Source organism: Azospirillum canadense (assembly GCF_025961225.1).
GTDB lineage: Bacteria > Pseudomonadota > Alphaproteobacteria > Azospirillales > Azospirillaceae > Azospirillum > Azospirillum canadense.
Map to the genome: position 1 here is coordinate 1 of NZ_JAOQNG010000003.1, position 15,559 is coordinate 15,559.

Here is a 15,559-nt window from a genome sequence, read left to right on the forward strand (position 1 = left end):
AAAACTCCAGCTGAGGCGCTGGACGAACTGTGCCAATCCATCGATAAGGGAGGGCACCAAGAGGCTGTTGCGACGACCGCTTGAATCCGCCTTCGGTCCCGCGGCTTGAATGAGTCCGAACCCGGCGATTGCGCAGGCAACAAACGCTTCGGTGTCGTTTACCAGGATTGCTGGCCGCATTTTGATGACACGATCGTCCCCCCCGTCGAGCATATGCCAGTCGATCGTACGCCGGCCCTGTCCAGAGAAATAAGTGACCGCCCTATGCGCCGAGAGATCGTCAAGGGACCGGGGAGTCCCGTGCTTGGCGAGGTATTCCGGTGACGCGCAGGTCACCATCGTCACGTGGGCCACAACGCGGCTGATCATGCTGCTGACGGGCAGAGCGCCGAGACGAAGGACGCAGTGAATCCCTTCGGCAAGGAGATTTGCCGGCTGATCGCTAACACCAGGATGATGTCAATGTCGGGGTAGGCGCGGCAATTCCGGCAGGTGAGGGATGATCAAGAGCCGGGCCAGGGCCACTGGAATGTCGACGCGAAGCCGGTCGCGTGGGGGCTTGACCGATCCTCCAAAGAGGTTTGGCTCTTGTCGGAAAGCGGGTTGGTGAGTGTCAGCGTGAGGACGAGCGACGTCTTCGGTTGACGTGAGGATCGCCCCTTGTCGTGGTTCTTGCGATGCCGTCGCCCCTTCTGGTGAACCTGACGTCCCTGCTGATCGTGCCCCGAGGCGTGGTGTCTGAGGGGGCCTCTGTGCTCTTCGGCGGGTTGAGGCCGCCGGTCTACTCCGCTGCGATGGACAGCGGATCAGGGGTGTGAGGGTGGCACAGCTCGGCCAGGCTTTCCATGGTCATGTAGCGCCGGGCCACCGCCCATTCATCATGCTGCTCCAGCAGCAAGGCGCCGACGAGGCGCACAACCGCCCCTTCGCCAGGGAAGATGCCGACGACGTTGGTGCGCCGCTTGATCTCGCCATTCAGCCGCTCCAGAGGATTCGTGCTGTGCAATTTGGTGCGCAGGTCCTTGGGGTACTTCATGTAGGCCAGCACGTCGAACTCCGCCTCGTCCATCAGCGCCGCCAGCTTGGAAAAGCGCGGCCGCAGGCTGTCGGCCACCCGGCGCCACTGCTCATGCGCCGCCTCAGCGGTCTCCTGGGCAAAGGCGGTGCGAATGGTGGCCGCGACCATCGTCTGGTGCGCCTTGCCGACGCAGGCGAGGAGATTCCTCATGCAATGAACACGACAGCGTTGAAGTGTGGCGCCCAGCACCTTGGAAGCGGCGGCCTTCAGCCCGAGATGCGCATCGGCGATCACCAGCTTTACGCCGCGTAGGCCCCGGCGGGTGAGGGTGCGCAGGAAATCGGTCCAGAAGGTCTCGGCTTCCGACAGCCCGAGGCCGAGCCCCAGCACCTCGCGCCGGCCATCGCTGTTGACGCCGATGGCCAGTATGGCGGCGAGCGAGACGATGCGGCCGTCCTGGCGCACTTTCACGTAGGTCGCATCCAGCCACACAAAGGGCCAGTCGCCTTCCAGCGGCCGGTTCAGGAACGCCTGCACGCGCTCGTCGATGTCCTGGCACAGGCGGCTGACCTGGCTCTTGGAGATGCCGGTCATGCCCATCGCCTTGACTAGATCATCGACGTTGCGCGTCGAGATGCCCTGCACGTAGGCCTCCTGAATCACCGCGATTAGCGCCTTCTCCGCGGTGCGGCGCGGCTCCAGGAAGGCCGGGAAGTAGGAGCCGCGCCGCAGCTTGGGGATGCGCAGGTCGATGGCCCCGGCGCGCGTCTCCCAGGTCCGCTCCCGGTAGCCGTTGCGCTTGGTCTGGCGGTCCTCGCTGCGTTCGCCATACCCGGCGCCGCACAGGCTCTCCACCTCCAGCTCCATCAGGCGCTGGGCGGCGAAGCCGACCATCTCGCGCAGAAAGTCGGCATCGGCGCTCTTCCCAATCAGCTCCTGAAGAGCGATCCTGTCCTCGGTCATCGTGGTCTCCGTCTTGGTTGATGGTCGTTAAGCAACCTCAACTTAGCCGAAGAACACGGTGACCGCCGCTCCCGAACGGCCGGCCCGCCTGCGCCAGCTATGGGGGAGCGCTCCGGCGGGCCAGCCTCACGCCTCAGACACCACGCGGTGGGACGCGATCTCCCTGCTCGACGACGCCAAGTGCTACGCGCTGGTGCGCCGGTTCTGTTGCAAAGTTCTGACGGAGACAAAATCGCTGTGGTTTTGCGCCGTTCTCAGGTGGCAACGTCGAACAACGCGTTCACGAAGGCAGCCTGGGCGACGATGTCGTCCCCAGCGATTGCTTTCACCTGCCCTTTTCTCATCGTCGCCAAAGTCTCATAGCCAACCAGGGTGCGCCACGCGGTTCGGAAGCTTTTGAAGCCGAGCCCTGGCCGGACCAGCCGCTTTATTCGCCGATGATCTTGCTCGACAATGTTGTTCAGATACTGAACCTGGCGCAGTTTGGCGAAGCGCCAGAGCCGCCGGTTCCGCTTCATATCGGCCACCGCCTTGGGGTAAGCGGCGTTCTTATCGACCGTGATGGTGCGGGGATTGACCGTGTTCGGCCGGGCCAGCGTTTTTTGGAAGAACCGCTTGGCGGCTGCGGCATCACGCCGGGCGCTGAGCCGGAAGTCGATGGTCTGGCCGCGGCCGTCGACCGCCCGGTACAGATAGACCCAGCGACCCTTCACCTTGATGTAGGTCTCGTCGACCCGCCACGAGCCGGTGGTCGGGCGCAGGTGCGGCCGCAGCCGCCTCTCCAGTTCCACCGCGTAGGCCTGGATCCAGCGGAAGAGGGTGGTGTGGTCGACCGACACGCCGCGGTCCCGCAGCATCAACTCGAGGTCGCGGTAGGAGATTGGAAACTGCAGGTACCAGCGCACCGCCCACAGGATCACCTCCGCGGTGAACTGCCGGCCCTTGAACGGCTTCTTCCCGCTGCCCATTACCCCGTCACCCCAGCTGCCGAAAGGGGTTGGGTTCTACCCGATCTCCGTGCCGTCGAAAACGCTGCAACAGAACCGCGCGCAGCACGTTGAGGGCGAAGGAAGGAATGCGGGCCATGCTGCCCGGCCGGTAGCGAATGCGGCTGGCCGTCAACGGCGCGCAAGGCTTTATCAGTTTGAGAGAGATCACCTGTTGGTGGTTCCAACCCTCATCCTTGTCCGGAAGGCCAAACCGGCCGTATGATTCGCTCTGCGTTGTTGATGCGGTGAACAGGTCCAGCTTACTGCCGCGTCGCCGAGCAGGGGCGATCCATATGGACGACGAACGCAAGACCAAGGCTCAACTCATCGACGAACTGGCCGACCTGCGCAGGCGCGTCGGCGCCCTGGAGGCATTCGAAGGCGAACGAGCGGCGATCCAGACCGAACTGAGCGGCACTCGCCAGCGACTCCAATACCTGCTCGCCGTCAGCCCCGCCATCATCTACACCACCCACGCCTCGGGCGACTACGCGTGCACCTTCGTCAGCGAAAATCTTCACACCATAATGGGTTACAGCGCAGAGGAGATGACCACCGACCCCAAATGCTGGCCCGATCGCCTCCATCCGGAGGACGCGCCGCGTGTTTTCAGCGAGTTGGCGCCGCTGATCGGACAGGGCGGCGGCAGCGTCGAATACCGATTCCGTCATCGTGACGGACATTACGTCTGTATTCAAGATACCTTCAAGGTGATCCACGACGCGACGGGGCAGCCCTTGGAACTGGTGGGTGCCTGGGCCGACATCACCGAGCGCAAGCGCGCCGAGGAGGAGGCGCTGCAGGTCAACGCTGAGATGCAGGAGACCAAACGCTATCTCACCCTCCTGATCCAAAGCTCGCCGGACGCCATCATCTCCACCGACCGCGCCGGAAACATCGTGCTGTTCAGCGAGGGTGCCGAGACCCTGCTGGGTTATCAAGCCGAGGAGGTGATTGGGCACGCCGTCTCGGCCCTTTACGGCAGCCAAGAGCGGGCGGACGAGGTCGTCCGAGAGATCCGCAAGCGGGGTGGCACCGTCGCCGGCTTTGAAAGCGTGCTGTGGGCGAAGGACGGCCGCAGCATCCCGGTGCTAATCTCGGCCTCCTGCCTCCTAGACGACGAACGGCGGGAGGTGGGGACGGTTGCCTTCCACACCGACCTCCGTGAGCGCAAGCGCGCGGAGGAGGCGCTGCAGCTGGGACGCGACGAAATGGAACGCCGCGTCGAGGAGCGCACGACCGAGCTGAAGGCGGCCCGCGAGCGCCTGCAATACCTACTTACGGTTACGCCCGGAATCATCTACACCAACCAGCCATCGGACTACACCTGCACCTTCGTCAGCGAAAACGTCGACCCCGTCATGGGCTTCGCACCCTGGGAAATGCTTGAAGACCGCGATTTCTGGTCCAAGCGCCTCCATCCCGAGGATGCCAAGCGCGTGTTTGAGGAAATGGCGCCGTTGATCGAACAGGGGGGTGGGGCGATCGAATATCGCTTCCGGCACCGTGACGGCCACTATGTGTGGATCCAGGACACCTTTAAGGTCGTCAGAGACGACGCCGGCCGTCCTCTGGAGATCGTCGGCTCTTGGGCGAACATTTCCGACCGCAAGCAGGCGGAACAGGCTCTCGGCGAGCGCATGGCGCTGATGAACGATCTCCAGAATCTCGTGGCTGCCAGCCCGGCGGTCATCTACACCACGAAGGTGTCCGGCGATTACGCCTGCACCTTCGTCAGCGAGAACCTGAAATCGACCATGGGCTATGCCCCTTGGGAAATGCGCGAAGATGCGACCTTCTGGTCGAAGCGGCTTCACCCCGACGACGCCAAGCGCGTGTTCAAGGAAATGTCCCCGCTGATCGAGCAGGGCGGCGGGGCGATCGAATACCGCTTCCGCCACCGCCGCGGCCATTACATCTGGATTCAGGACACCTTCAGCGTGATGTACGACGGCGATGGCAAACCCAGGGAAATTGTCGGCTCGTGGGCGGACATTTCCGACCGTAAGCGGGTGGAGACCGAACTGCAGCGGCTTGCCGACCAAGTGGAGCTGCGCAACCGCTTCATCCGCCAGACCTTCGGCCGCTACCTCACCGACGAGGTCGTTGCCACCCTGCTCGAGTCTCCGTCCGGCCTTCGAATGGGCGGGGAGAAGCGCAAGGTCACCATGATGATGGCTGACCTACGCGGCTTCACCGCGCTGTCAGAGCGAACGGCTCCGGAACGGGTCGTTACCCTGCTCAACCGCTATCTGACGACCATGGTCAAAATCGTCAAGGATTTCGAAGGCACCGTCGACGACTTCATCGGCGATGCCATTTTCGTCCTCTTCGGCGCTCCGCTGTGGCAGGAGGACGATGCGCAACGGGCGGTGGCTTGCGCCGTGGCCATGCAACAGGCCATGGCCGAGGTGAATGAGCAGAACTGGCGGGATGAACTGCCCGAGGTGGAGATGGGCATCGGCATCCACACTGGGTCTGTGGTCGTGGGGAACATCGGCTCACCCGATCGGACGAAATACGACGTGGTGGGAAGCCACGTCAATCTCACTTTTCGCATTCAATCCTACACGACCGGCGGGCAGATCCTAGTGTCCGATGCCACTTATCAGGAGCTGGATCGCATTCTCAGCGTCGGCCGGCAGATAGAGATCAAGGCCAAAGGGATCGAGCAGCCGGTGCTTGCCTTCGAGGTGCTGGGTATTCGCGGACGGTACAAGCTTTTCCTTCCCGAGACGGTGGAGGCCGTTCTCCCTCTCAGCGAAGAGATTCCGGTCACCTACGCGCTGGTAGACGGTAGCCATCTGACCGGCGAGGTGTTCAAGGGCGTCATCACTAAGCTTTCCTCCAGGGAAGCCGAGGCACATCTTGAAACTCCGGTGCCGAACTTGAGCAACCTGAAGATAAACCTGCTCGGCGCCGAGGGCCATGAACTTTCGGGCGCACTCTATGGGAAAGTGGTTGGCAGGGTGGAGGGCAGCAGCACGGCCTTTTCAGTCCGTTTCACCGCCATGTCGCCCGAGGTCGAACAGGCTTTTCGACAACATCGCAAGTCGGGGCGCTCTGCCGTGGCTCCCTGACAACTCGTTCTCAAGCTTGGAGTCACCGCAACACTGACGTGGAAGAATGCGTGTTCGTCTTCGGCCATCTGCCTCGTGGGCATCGTCACCTCAATGATGGTGGCCCGGCGGCTGTGACGGTATCCTCCTCGGATGTCGCCACTCTCGTTTGCCCGCCACCAATTCTCGCCCGCGATCATTCAGCATGCAATCTGGCTCTATCCCGGTTCACGCCGAGCTACCGGGATGCCGAGGAACTGCTGGCCGAACGCGGCATCGACGTGTCTTATACCAAGTCCTGCGGAGTACGACTCATGCGGCGATTCCCGCTGAGCCGGGCGGTGTGATTCACCGGAGGGACCACAGCGACGAGGTCCCCCTATGGCCGCTCCGGTCCCGCTGCGCAGCGATTACGATGCCGCCGCCCTGCGCCGGCTTGCTCGTTCCTCTCACGATCCCGGCCAAGCCCGCCGGCTCCTCGCCCTGGCAGCGATCTATGACGGCGAACCGCGATCGGCCGCGGCGCAGATCGGCGGGGTCGGCTTGCAAACGGTGCGCGACTGGGTGCTGCGCTTCAACGACGCGGGACCGGCGGGCCTGCTGACCGGCAAGGCGCCGGGCCCGCAGCCGCGCTTGGCCGAGCACCATCGGGCGGCCCTGCGGCAAGCCGTTGAAGATGGGCCGATCCCGGCGGTGCATGGGGTGGTGCGTTGGCGGATTGCCGACCTGCTGCACTGGCTCTGGGACGAGTTTCGCCTCCCGGTCTCCAAGCAGACGCTGAGCCGGGAACTGCGCGCTCTAGGCTTTCGCAAGCTGTCGGCCCGTCCCCGCCACCACGCCAAGGATCCCGACGCCGCCGCGGCGTTCAAAAAAACTTTCCCGCCCTGCTGGCGCAGGTCGCGGCGCACAAGGCTGCCGGCAAGCCCGTAGAGGTCTGGTGGCAGGACGAAGCGCGGATCGGCCAGAAGAACAAGATCACCCGCCGCTGGGCACGCCGCGGCACCCGACCGGCGGCGCCGCACGATCAGCGCACGCGCTCGGCCTATCTATTCGGCGCGATCTGCCCGGCTCAGGGCAAAGGCGCGGCCCTGGTGCTGCCGCGCTGCACGAGCGAGGCAATGGCGCTGCACCTCGGGGAGATCGCCCGCGCCGTGGCGCCCGGTGCCCATGCCGTCGTGCTGCTCGACCAGGCCGGCTGGCACACCTCGGCCAAGCTGCCGATCCCCGGCAACATCACCCTGCTGCCGTTGCCCCCGAAGTCGCCCGAGTTGAACCCGGTGGAGAACATCTGGCAGTACATGCGCGACAACTGGCTGTCCAACCGCGTCTTCGCCTCCTACCAGGACATCCTCGATCACTGCTGCTTCGCCTGGAATGCCCTCGTCGAGCAGCCCTGGACCATCATGTCCATTGGACTGCGCGACTGGGCTCATCGGTCATGATCCGTGAGTCTTGGTATTAGAACATGTTTGTAGCCGAGGCATCCCGGCCGGCGCGCAGCGGTATGCTACTTTCAGCTGAACAGGGTGGTGCGATGGCGGAGCGATCTGGTAGCTCTGCGGGCTTCGATCGGACCGCTTGGAAACGTAGTCTATGGGCACCGCCGTTCATCCCGCAAGCACCACGCCGGCCTCGTGGGACGCGTTCTCCGGCATCGACGCCTTCGTGGATGAGGTAATGACCGAGCTGGCGGCCATGGCTGCGGACAGCAGGAGGCCGACGCGGTCTGGACCGAAGCTGGCGCTGACCGGGGTGGCCTTGCGCAAGGCGATCATGGCCATCTGGTGTGTCGGTTACTGCGGCATGCAATGGCGGGCCATCGGCCAGCTCTCGGGCATCCCCTTTGGCACATTGTACACATTGTTCGCCCGGTGGACCCGCCTTGGGCTGTGGCGTCGGCTGCTCGACCGCTTGCGGCGGACCTGGCGCGTGGTCTGCGGCGACACGGCGGAGCCGAGCGCAGTGGTGATCGACAGCCGGACCTGTCGCTCGGCGCCGAGCTGCCCTCTGTGCCAACGTGGAGTGAGACAGCCGCCTCCTGAAATGATCGGTCGAGGGCGCTGTTGAGGACCCGATGAGCACACCGACACTCTCCCACGTTTCTACCGCCCTGTCCGCTCCCGACCCGGAGGTGAGCGAGCGCCCGCAGCGGCGCACCTTCAGCGTTTCCGACAAGCTGCGCGTGCTGGAGGAGATCGACCGCGCCCGCCCCAAGGAGGTTGGCGCCATCCTGCGCCGTGAGGGACTGTATTCCTCCAATGTCACCCGCTGGCGCCGCCAGCGTGATGCCGGACAGTTGGGCGGCCTCGCCCCGGCCAAGCCGGGGCCGAAGAGCCCGCCGGCCAATCCGCTGGAAAGCGACGTGGAGCGCCTGGAACGGGAAAACGCGCGCTTGCGTGATCAACTCTCCCGCGCCGAGGCGGTCATCGAGCTTCAAAAACGTATGGTCCGCCCCATCGGCAAGCGGTTTCTGATCCAGCGCTGAAAGTCTGCCCCAACGTATCCGGCCTCGGAGCACAGCTCCCGGCCCAGATGGAGATCCGCGCGGTCCGGTCCTCATAAAAGTCACGGCATCGACGCGCCGCATTTTGAACCAGGTTTCCGGGCCGCCGTTCGACTGTTCAGGCCATCTCGCTCAACCACCCGCAGACATCACCGTCCGGGACGATCGGCCCCGGACAATTCTATCCCTTCCGCCTGACCCCATCCGGCATCCGATGGTGGAACAGGGCGCCTGGAGGTCGTCCCTGGTCAAGCCCGCAGCCGCCGTAGGCGGTGGCCCGCTAGGGCCAGGCTTGAGGAGGGGCGGCCGAAGGCGGATCATCGCTTGCGGATGCCCGGTGGGCTGAAGGCGGCTCGGTTCATGCGTGTGCATGGTGCGCCTCATAGGTCGTCTGGCGCACCAGCACCGCCCAGGCGATCCGGGCCAGCTTGTTGGCGAGCGCCACGACCACCGTGTTGACGTGGGCGCGGGCGGACAGGGCGCGCAGCCAGGCACCAAGCGGTGTCGCCTTGCGACTGAGCGCCGGCAAGGCGGCCCGGGCGCCGTGGATCAGCAGGGTTCTGAGGTACACGTTGGGTCACGTCCGTCAAGGTGGTGGAAATTGGAAGGTGGTCATGTGCATCCGTCAGTCAGGCCGCCTTTGCTGAGGGAAGCGGTGTGATGGCGGGCTCGTCGGCGGCGGCGATTCCGGCCATGGTTTCGAGTGTCAAGTAACGGTGCTGGAGCTGCCAGTCATCGTTTTGCTCCAGCAAGATCGCTCCGACCAGCCTTCGAACACTTTCCTCGTTCGGGAATATCCCAACAACATCGGTGCGGCGTTTCACTTCCTTGTTGAGACGCTCAAGAGGATTCGTCGAGTGTAGTTTGGTGCGGTGCGCTTCGGGATAGTCCATGTAAGCGAGCACGTCGTGCTCAGCGTCGTCGAGCAGTACTGCCACCTTGGGAAAGCGCGCCCGCAGCTGATCGGCGACATGGCGCCAGACCGCACCGGCGCTCTTGCGGTCGGGCTGCACGAAGACTTGGCGCACGGCGGCCGACACCACGGTCTGCTGCCCCTTGGGCACGTGGCAGAGCAGTGAGCGAAGGAAATGAACACGGCACCTCTGCCAGGTGGCGCTCAGCACCTGACTGATCGCCGCCTTCAGCCCCTCATGGGCATCGGAGATCACCAGCTTCACCCCCTTCAGCCCGCGGCGCACCAGCGAGCGCAGGAACGCGATCCAGAAGATGGCCGCTTCCGACAGGCCGAGCCCGAGGCCGAGGATTTCACGGCGGCCATCCTGATTGACGCCGGTGGCGATTATCGCGGCGATCGAGACGATGCGGCCGTCCTGGCGGACCTTCAGGTAGGTCGCATCCAGCCAGAGGTACGGCCACTCGCCCTCCAGCGGGCGCTCCAGGAAGGACTGCACGCGGGTGTCGATGTCCTGGCACAGCGCCGAGACCTGGGACTTGGAGATGCCGGTCATGCCGAGTGCCTGCACCAGGTCATCGACCTTGCGCGTGGAGACGCCCTGAATCCACGCTTCCTGGATGACCGCGGTGAGCGCCTTCTCGGCGGTCTTGCGCGGCTCCAGAAAGGCCGGAAAGTAGCTGCCCTGGCGCAGCTTGGGGATCTTCAGGTCGAGCGTGCCGAGGCGGGTGTCGAGCTGGCGCGGCCGCGAGCCGTTGCGGTAGGTGGTGCGCGTGTCGCTGCGCTCGTGGCGCGCCGCGCCGATCAGCGCCTCGACCTCGAAGTCCATCAGCCGGTGTAACGTGTGCTCGGCGACGGCGCGCAGAAAATCGCCGTCTGTGCTCTTCTGGATTTGCTCGATCAGTGCCATTCTGTCGTCGGTCATCGTCGTGTCCTTGGTTGTGATCGCGTGTCGCAACTCGACCTTACCAAAGATGCGCGATGACCACCTCCTGCCGCCGAACACACCGCCTGCGGGGCGGAGGATCGGGCTGGGGCCGGGCTACGCTGTGTGGGAGCTTCGCCCGGCCCCAGCCCGATCCTTCATGGGCGCTTTTTCCACCACGCCCCTGGACGTTACCTACACGTTGCCTCGCTTGCTGATGCCCAGCAGCTTCGCCTTGCCTCCGGTTGTCCTCTGCCGGGGCACCAAGCCAAGCCACGCGGCGAAGTCGCGGCCGCGGGCGAAGGCGCTCGCGTCGCCCACTGCCGCCGCCAGCGCCGTGGCGTTCAGCACGCCGATGCCGGGAATGGTGGCCAGGCGGCGCGCGCTGTCATCGCTGCGGGCGCGTTCCGCGAACTCGTCATCGAGCGCAGCGATGCGCTGGTCGAGATCCTGCCATTCGGTTTGCATATCCACCAGCAACTGACGGATTCGGGGGCTGAGATCAGCCGTCTCAGTTCCGGTTAACAGCTCGGCCAGAGCTTGTTCGAACTGTCGCCGTCCCTGTGGGAACACGAGGCCGCGTTCAAGCAGCACCGCACGCAGCTGGTTGATCAGCGCCGTTCGCTCCCCCACGAGCCGCGAGCGGACCCGATGCAGGATTTGCGCGTCGAGCTGCGCTTCGGTTTTCAGAGGAACGAAGCGCATGGTCGGCCGCGTCGCCGCCTCGGCGATCGCTTCGGCGTCGCGGTCGTCGTTCTTCTGCGCTTTGACGTAGGGGCGCACGTACTCCGGCGACATCAGCCGCACGGTGTGGCCCTGCGCGGCGATCTCGCGTCCAACGTGGTGGGCGCCGCAGCAGGCCTCCATGGCGACGACGCAGGTCGGCAGCCCAGCGGTGAACCCGATCACGTTCGTCCGCGCCATCCGGCGACGCAGGACGACGCGCCCCGCCGCGTCCAGTCCGACCACACTGCACGTCCGCTTGCCAAGGTCGATCCCCAGTACGGCAATCTGCATGTCGCCCTCCTTTCTCAGCTCAGTCCGCCGCTTTTAACGGCGGAGCGTGAGGGGCGGGCCATTCCATAAAAGTCGCTCAATTGCTGGAGACCTCGCCGGACCGCAGCGAGCGCAGGTGATGGCCGCCATCGAGCAGGCGGCCCCCGCGGTGGACGTCGCCACCGCCTGCCGCGCCTTGGGCGTGCCGCGCGCCAGCTTCTATCGGCATCGCGACCGGCAGCGCCGGGTTGGTCCACCACGTCCACCCAGCCGTCGTCTCCCTCCACCACGCGCTCTGAGCGGCGGTGAGCGACATTGCGTTCTTGACCTGCTGCACAGCGAGCGCTTCGTCGATGCCGCCCCGGCCCAGGTCTACGCCACCTTGCTCGACGAGGGGCAGTACCTGTGCTCGGTGCGCACCATGTATCGCCTGCTGGCGGCCAATGACGAAGTGCGCGAGCGCCGCCAGCAACGCCGGCATCCGGCCTATGCCAAGCCCGAGCTGCTGGCCACCGGCCCCAATCAGGTGTGGAGTTGGGACATCACCAAGCTGAAGGGCCCGGTCAAGGGCACCTGGTTGTGCCTGTACGTCATCCTCGACATCTTCAGCCGCGCTGTGGTCGGCTGGACGGTGGCCTACCGGGAAAGCGCGGCTTTGGCCGAGCGGCTGATCCGGCAAACCGTACGCAAGCACGGCGTCGCGCGGGACCAGCTGACGCTGCACGCCGACCGCGGCGCGGCGATGAAGGCCAAGGCGGTGATCGAGTTGCTGGCCGATCTCGGCGTGACGCGCAGCCACAGCCGCCCGCAGCAGTCCAACGATAACCTCTTCTCCGAGGCCCAGTTCAAGACACTGAAGTACCACCGCGACTTCCCCGAGCGGTTCGGCTCGATCCAGGATGCCCGGGCCTTCTGCCGCGCCTTCTTCGCCTGGTACAACACCAAGCACCGCCACTCCGGGCTGGCGCTGATGACGCCGCATCAGGTCCATTACCCGGCGACACCGGCGCGATCCGCGCCGCCCGCCAGGCGGTGCTCGATGAGGGGCACCGTCGCCATCCTGAGCGCTTCGTGCGCAAGCCACCTGAGGCGCCGGCGCCGCCTGCCGCCCGCCGCCGTGTGGATCAACCCGCCGGCTGACCGGACGGTGAGCTGATGCCCAGTCCTGTCATCCCGTTGTTCGGCGGAAGACCGGCCATCCCGCTGTCCCGGCCTGTCATCTCTCACGCCGGCGCGCGAGAGGGCGGGCAAGGCCCTTCCCGAGGGACCCGCCCTCAGGGGCGGGACGGAAGGGCCTTGCGCGACCCGAGCCCGCCGGCATCCTGCAAGCAGACCGGCGCGGCGACCTCGGCGCGGGCACCTCTGATCACGGGAGCTTGCCGAGCCTGAACTCCAAACCCGGCTGTCTCATTCGCGTTGACACGTACCGCGTGGGCTCTGTGGAGGCGGCGATGGCGGCGCGCCCCGCCGGGGTGGTGCGGGCGTTGGGATGGATTTGGTCCATGGCCGTTCCTCCCGGCCGGGGCCGAACAGGCTCGGCGTCGCCGCCACGAGGGATGATGCCCGCCGCGGCCGGCCCGTCAACCCTGGCCCTGACGGGCCACCGCCGAAGGCGGCTGTGGGGTTGACCGGCCGTCGCGCGGCGGGCGCTTCTGGCTCGTCATGGCGACGACGGACGGGACTGCGCCGATCGCTTGTTTACTGAGGCGCAGGGCCCAGACGCCTTTCGATCCACCAGCCATGCTCTTGGATGGCCCAACACACCGGGGCCCAACAACGTTCCGCCATCACACAGGTACGATGGCGAGCCGGTCTATCGCGCCGTGATCGCCCACAGTCCTGACGCGGAAGTGATCATTCCGCCGCGCGCGACCGCCGTGCCGAGCGACACCGCCGGGAGCGCTCCCACACAGCGTGACGACCACATCCAGATGATCACCGAGCGTGGTCGGCTCGGCTGGCAGCGGGCGGTCCACTACGGCCGGCGCTCTCTCGGCGAGGTGGCGATGTTGCGGTACAAGACGCTGATCGGCCGCAGCCTGCGCGCTCGGACTCCGCCGGCGCAGAAGGTTGAAGCGGCCGTCGGCGGCAAGGTCCTCAATATCATGACCAGCTTGGGCATGCCAGTCTCCCGCAAGGTCGCCTGATCACCGATCGGACAGAGCCAACTCTGTCAGCGCGCCGAGTTGTGCACCAATGTCGCCCTTGGGGCTCGTTTCGGCAGGACGAAAAAGCGGCGTCCTAGGGCGGGAACCAGGACGCCGGGATTTATGGAGGATCCACTTCATGAAAGCGCATGAGTGGGGGCCTCATGCATCTCCATCAATACCACGCCCTTGCTGTTGGTGAGCCGGTTCACCCGGCGTATCCCACACGACGCGTCAGGGTATTGCGATGGGGGCGTGTCTTGGACGGGTATACCCAAGCAAGCCGTCTCAGCGAGACAGTCGAACCCAGGCTTTCCGCGTCCTATTGGGATTGCCTTTCCGATTTCGAGACAAGACCAGGGAGGGGTCTAAGCCCAAACGAGACGCAAGGGGGCGGACCATGGCGACTTACGGCTATGCGCGGGTGAGCACCAACGATCACGACCTTACGGTTCAGGTGGAAGCGCTGAAAGCCGTCCGGTCCGAACGCTCCGCCGTCGCGGTCGAAGAGCAGTGCGGGCAGCGCATGCGTCACCCCCAAAAGCGGAGGTGACCCTCTACGACAGCTCCAGTGCGACGATCAAGCTGGCGCGAGCCCTGACGGAACCGCCAAACACGCCTGCATCACCGTCGCCCGCTTGTAACTGGGCCGCCACTGCACGACCGCGCAGGAGATGGAGCACTGCATCCGCGCGGGATGCTCGACCACGGTGATGTAGATCGCGGCTCCCGTGAACAACGCCGTGGCCAACAGCGCCAGTTTCGCTGCCGTCATCGTCCCCTCCCTGCTCCAACCCCAAAAGAGAATACAAGGAGGCCAGCGAGGTTCCCGGTCGACCACCTGCCCCTTTCACCCCGACGGCGCCGCAGCGTGGAAGGACGCCGTGCGTTCCGCCATGATTTTTTGCCGACGACCGCCAGCAAAGAAAATCTGCCCGTCATGAAAAGGATTTAGACTCTTCACTGCTTGTTGACCAAAGCGTTATCTGCCCTTCCGGCCTTTCGTTACACTTTTGCCGATATCACCATTTCTATATTGCCGGAGCAGCAAGAGTTCAAATATCGTCCGGTGCAGCACAGCCCAAAGAGGAAACGCACACAGAAAAAGACGGGCTGAGCATCGGCAGATCGCCCCACTGAAGAATGCCGCCACCAAAAAAGCACAAGCACGCGGCGCCTCCATTCGGAGACCAAGAGCATCTTCAGCGGGGCTGATCTTTACGAAATTCATTCTGCATTCAACAGAATAATACGAATCACGAGGAAGGGGACGTCATGGCTCGAGTTGCAGTCGTCACGGGCGGAACGCGCGGTATCGGTGAGGCCATCTCCGTCGCGCTGAAGAACGCCGGTTACACGGTCGCCGCCAACTACGCCGGGAACGACGAAAAGGCGAAGGAGTTCTCCGCCCGCACCGGAATTGCCGTCTACAAGTTCGACGTCTCGGACTTCGACGCGGTGCAGGACGGCATCGCCACGATCACGGCCGAACTGGGCCCGGTCGACGTGGTGGTCAACAACGCGGGCATCACCCGCGATGGCGTGCTGCAGCGCATGACGCCGCAGCAGTGGAACGACGTCATCGCGACCAACCTGACCTCCTGCTTCAACCTGTGCCGCAACGTCATCGACGGCATGCGCGAGCGCGGCTTCGGCCGCATCGTCAACATCGGTTCGGTGAACGGTCAGGCCGGCCAGTACGGCCAGGTGAACTACGCCGCCGCCAAGTCGGGCATCCACGGCTTCACCAAGGCCTTGGCCCAGGAGGGGGCGGCCAAGGGCATCACCGTCAACGCGATCGCCCCGGGCTACATCGACACCGACATGGTCCGCGCCGTGCCGCCGAACGTGCTGGAGAAGATCGTTGCCCGCATCCCGGTCGGCCGCCTCGGCAAGGCCGAGGAGATCGCCCGCGGCGTGCTGTTCCTGGTCGGCGACGACGCCGGTTTCATCACCGGCTCGACGCTGTCCATCAACGGCGGCCAGCACATGTACTGAGCGCAAGGAGCACGCCCGCGAGCGTCGTTTGCAGGCAACGGCGCTCGC

11 protein-coding genes and 4 pseudogenes are annotated in these 15,559 nt (G+C 65.0%); 8 read left to right on the forward strand and 7 right to left on the reverse strand.

Annotation, left to right across the window (positions count from 1 at the left end; all coding sequences use genetic code 11):
- The 3 genes and pseudogenes from M2351_RS17970 to M2351_RS17980 all read right to left on the reverse strand — a co-directional run.
- Positions 1 to 438, reverse strand: a pseudogene (locus M2351_RS17970) (LysR substrate-binding domain-containing protein); the annotation flags it as partial.
- Positions 439 to 781: 343 nt separating this feature from the next.
- Positions 782 to 1,981 (reverse strand): IS256 family transposase, encoded by a 1,200-nt coding sequence (locus M2351_RS17975; RefSeq protein ID WP_264654291.1) that lies wholly within the window; start codon positions 1,979 to 1,981, stop codon positions 782 to 784.
- Positions 1,982 to 2,235: 254 nt separating this feature from the next.
- The gene (locus tag M2351_RS17980) at positions 2,236 to 2,949 is read right to left on the reverse strand and encodes an IS6 family transposase (protein WP_264657497.1); all 714 of its coding nucleotides are present in this window, start codon (positions 2,947 to 2,949) and stop codon (positions 2,236 to 2,238) included.
- Positions 2,950 to 3,263: 314 nt separating this feature from the next.
- Here M2351_RS17980 and M2351_RS17985 point away from each other — a divergent pair, with 314 nt between their 5' ends.
- From M2351_RS17985 to M2351_RS18000, 4 genes are all read left to right on the forward strand, one after another.
- Complete coding sequence (locus M2351_RS17985; protein ID WP_264657498.1) at positions 3,264 to 6,050, forward strand: PAS domain-containing protein; 2,787 nt, start codon at positions 3,264 to 3,266, stop codon at positions 6,048 to 6,050.
- A gap of 360 nt (positions 6,051 to 6,410) precedes the next feature.
- Positions 6,411 to 7,471 (forward strand): IS630 family transposase gene (locus tag M2351_RS17990; protein ID WP_264657499.1). Its coding sequence is split into 2 segments (ribosomal slippage): positions 6,411 to 6,912 and positions 6,912 to 7,471, totalling 1,062 coding nucleotides; the frame shifts between segments, so codons are not numbered across the junction.
- 151 nt (positions 7,472 to 7,622) lie between these two features.
- Positions 7,623 to 8,096, forward strand: coding sequence for a hypothetical protein (locus M2351_RS17995; RefSeq protein WP_264657500.1), 474 nt, complete (start codon positions 7,623 to 7,625; stop codon positions 8,094 to 8,096).
- 7 nt (positions 8,097 to 8,103) lie between these two features.
- Positions 8,104 to 8,514: a hypothetical protein gene (locus M2351_RS18000; RefSeq protein ID WP_264657501.1), complete on the forward strand. Its 411-nt coding sequence runs from the start codon at positions 8,104 to 8,106 to the stop codon at positions 8,512 to 8,514.
- 376 nt (positions 8,515 to 8,890) lie between these two features.
- Here M2351_RS18000 and M2351_RS18005 read toward each other — a convergent pair whose 3' ends face one another.
- From M2351_RS18005 to M2351_RS18015, 3 genes and pseudogenes are all read right to left on the reverse strand, one after another.
- Positions 8,891 to 9,103, reverse strand: coding sequence for a hypothetical protein (locus tag M2351_RS18005; RefSeq protein WP_406567399.1), 213 nt, complete (start codon positions 9,101 to 9,103; stop codon positions 8,891 to 8,893).
- A 58-nt stretch (positions 9,104 to 9,161) separates the two neighbouring features.
- Positions 9,162 to 10,370 carry an IS256 family transposase gene (locus tag M2351_RS18010; protein WP_264658082.1) on the reverse strand — a complete coding sequence of 403 codons (1,209 nt, stop codon included), beginning with the start codon at positions 10,368 to 10,370 and terminating at the stop codon, positions 9,162 to 9,164.
- Positions 10,371 to 10,571: 201 nt separating this feature from the next.
- Positions 10,572 to 11,387, reverse strand: a pseudogene (locus M2351_RS18015) (IS110 family transposase); the annotation flags it as partial.
- 79 nt (positions 11,388 to 11,466) lie between these two features.
- Here M2351_RS18015 and M2351_RS18020 point away from each other — a divergent pair.
- The 3 genes and pseudogenes from M2351_RS18020 to M2351_RS18030 all read left to right on the forward strand — a co-directional run bounded on the left by M2351_RS18020 (position 11,467) and on the right by M2351_RS18030 (position 14,066).
- Positions 11,467 to 12,522 (forward strand): annotated as a pseudogene (locus M2351_RS18020) (IS3 family transposase).
- A 640-nt stretch (positions 12,523 to 13,162) separates the two neighbouring features.
- A pseudogene (locus tag M2351_RS18025) lies at positions 13,163 to 13,513 on the forward strand (IS5/IS1182 family transposase); the annotation flags it as partial.
- Positions 13,514 to 13,913: 400 nt separating this feature from the next.
- A complete protein-coding gene (locus tag M2351_RS18030) occupies positions 13,914 to 14,066 on the forward strand; it encodes a recombinase family protein (protein ID WP_264657502.1) in 153 nt (50 codons plus the stop codon).
- Between the two features lie 27 nt (positions 14,067 to 14,093).
- Here M2351_RS18030 and M2351_RS18035 read toward each other — a convergent pair whose 3' ends face one another.
- Positions 14,094 to 14,288, reverse strand: a complete 195-nt coding sequence (locus M2351_RS18035) for a hypothetical protein (protein WP_264657503.1) — start codon at positions 14,286 to 14,288, stop codon at positions 14,094 to 14,096.
- A gap of 500 nt (positions 14,289 to 14,788) precedes the next feature.
- Here M2351_RS18035 and phbB point away from each other — a divergent pair, with 500 nt between their 5' ends.
- Positions 14,789 to 15,511, forward strand: a complete 723-nt coding sequence (gene phbB / locus M2351_RS18040) for an acetoacetyl-CoA reductase (RefSeq protein WP_264657504.1) — start codon at positions 14,789 to 14,791, stop codon at positions 15,509 to 15,511.
- The last annotated feature ends 48 nt before the right edge of the window (positions 15,512 to 15,559 follow it).

Excerpts from the sequence above, each read along its gene's own strand:
- M2351_RS17975 (WP_264654291.1), bottom strand. The coding sequence starts at position 1,981 with ATGACCGAGGACAGGATCGCTCTTCAGGAGCTGATTGGGAAGAGCGCC.
- M2351_RS17980 (WP_264657497.1), bottom strand. The coding sequence starts at position 2,949 with ATGGGCAGCGGGAAGAAGCCGTTCAAGGGCCGGCAGTTCACCGCGGAG.
- M2351_RS17985 (WP_264657498.1), top strand. The coding sequence starts at position 3,264 with ATGGACGACGAACGCAAGACCAAGGCTCAACTCATCGACGAACTGGCC.
- M2351_RS17995 (WP_264657500.1), top strand. The coding sequence starts at position 7,623 with ATGGGCACCGCCGTTCATCCCGCAAGCACCACGCCGGCCTCGTGGGAC.
- M2351_RS18000 (WP_264657501.1), top strand. The coding sequence starts at position 8,104 with ATGAGCACACCGACACTCTCCCACGTTTCTACCGCCCTGTCCGCTCCC.
- M2351_RS18010 (WP_264658082.1), bottom strand. The coding sequence starts at position 10,370 with ATGACCGACGACAGAATGGCACTGATCGAGCAAATCCAGAAGAGCACA.
- M2351_RS18030 (WP_264657502.1), top strand. The coding sequence starts at position 13,914 with ATGGCGACTTACGGCTATGCGCGGGTGAGCACCAACGATCACGACCTT.
- M2351_RS18035 (WP_264657503.1), bottom strand. The coding sequence starts at position 14,288 with ATGACGGCAGCGAAACTGGCGCTGTTGGCCACGGCGTTGTTCACGGGA.
- phbB (WP_264657504.1), top strand. The coding sequence starts at position 14,789 with ATGGCTCGAGTTGCAGTCGTCACGGGCGGAACGCGCGGTATCGGTGAG.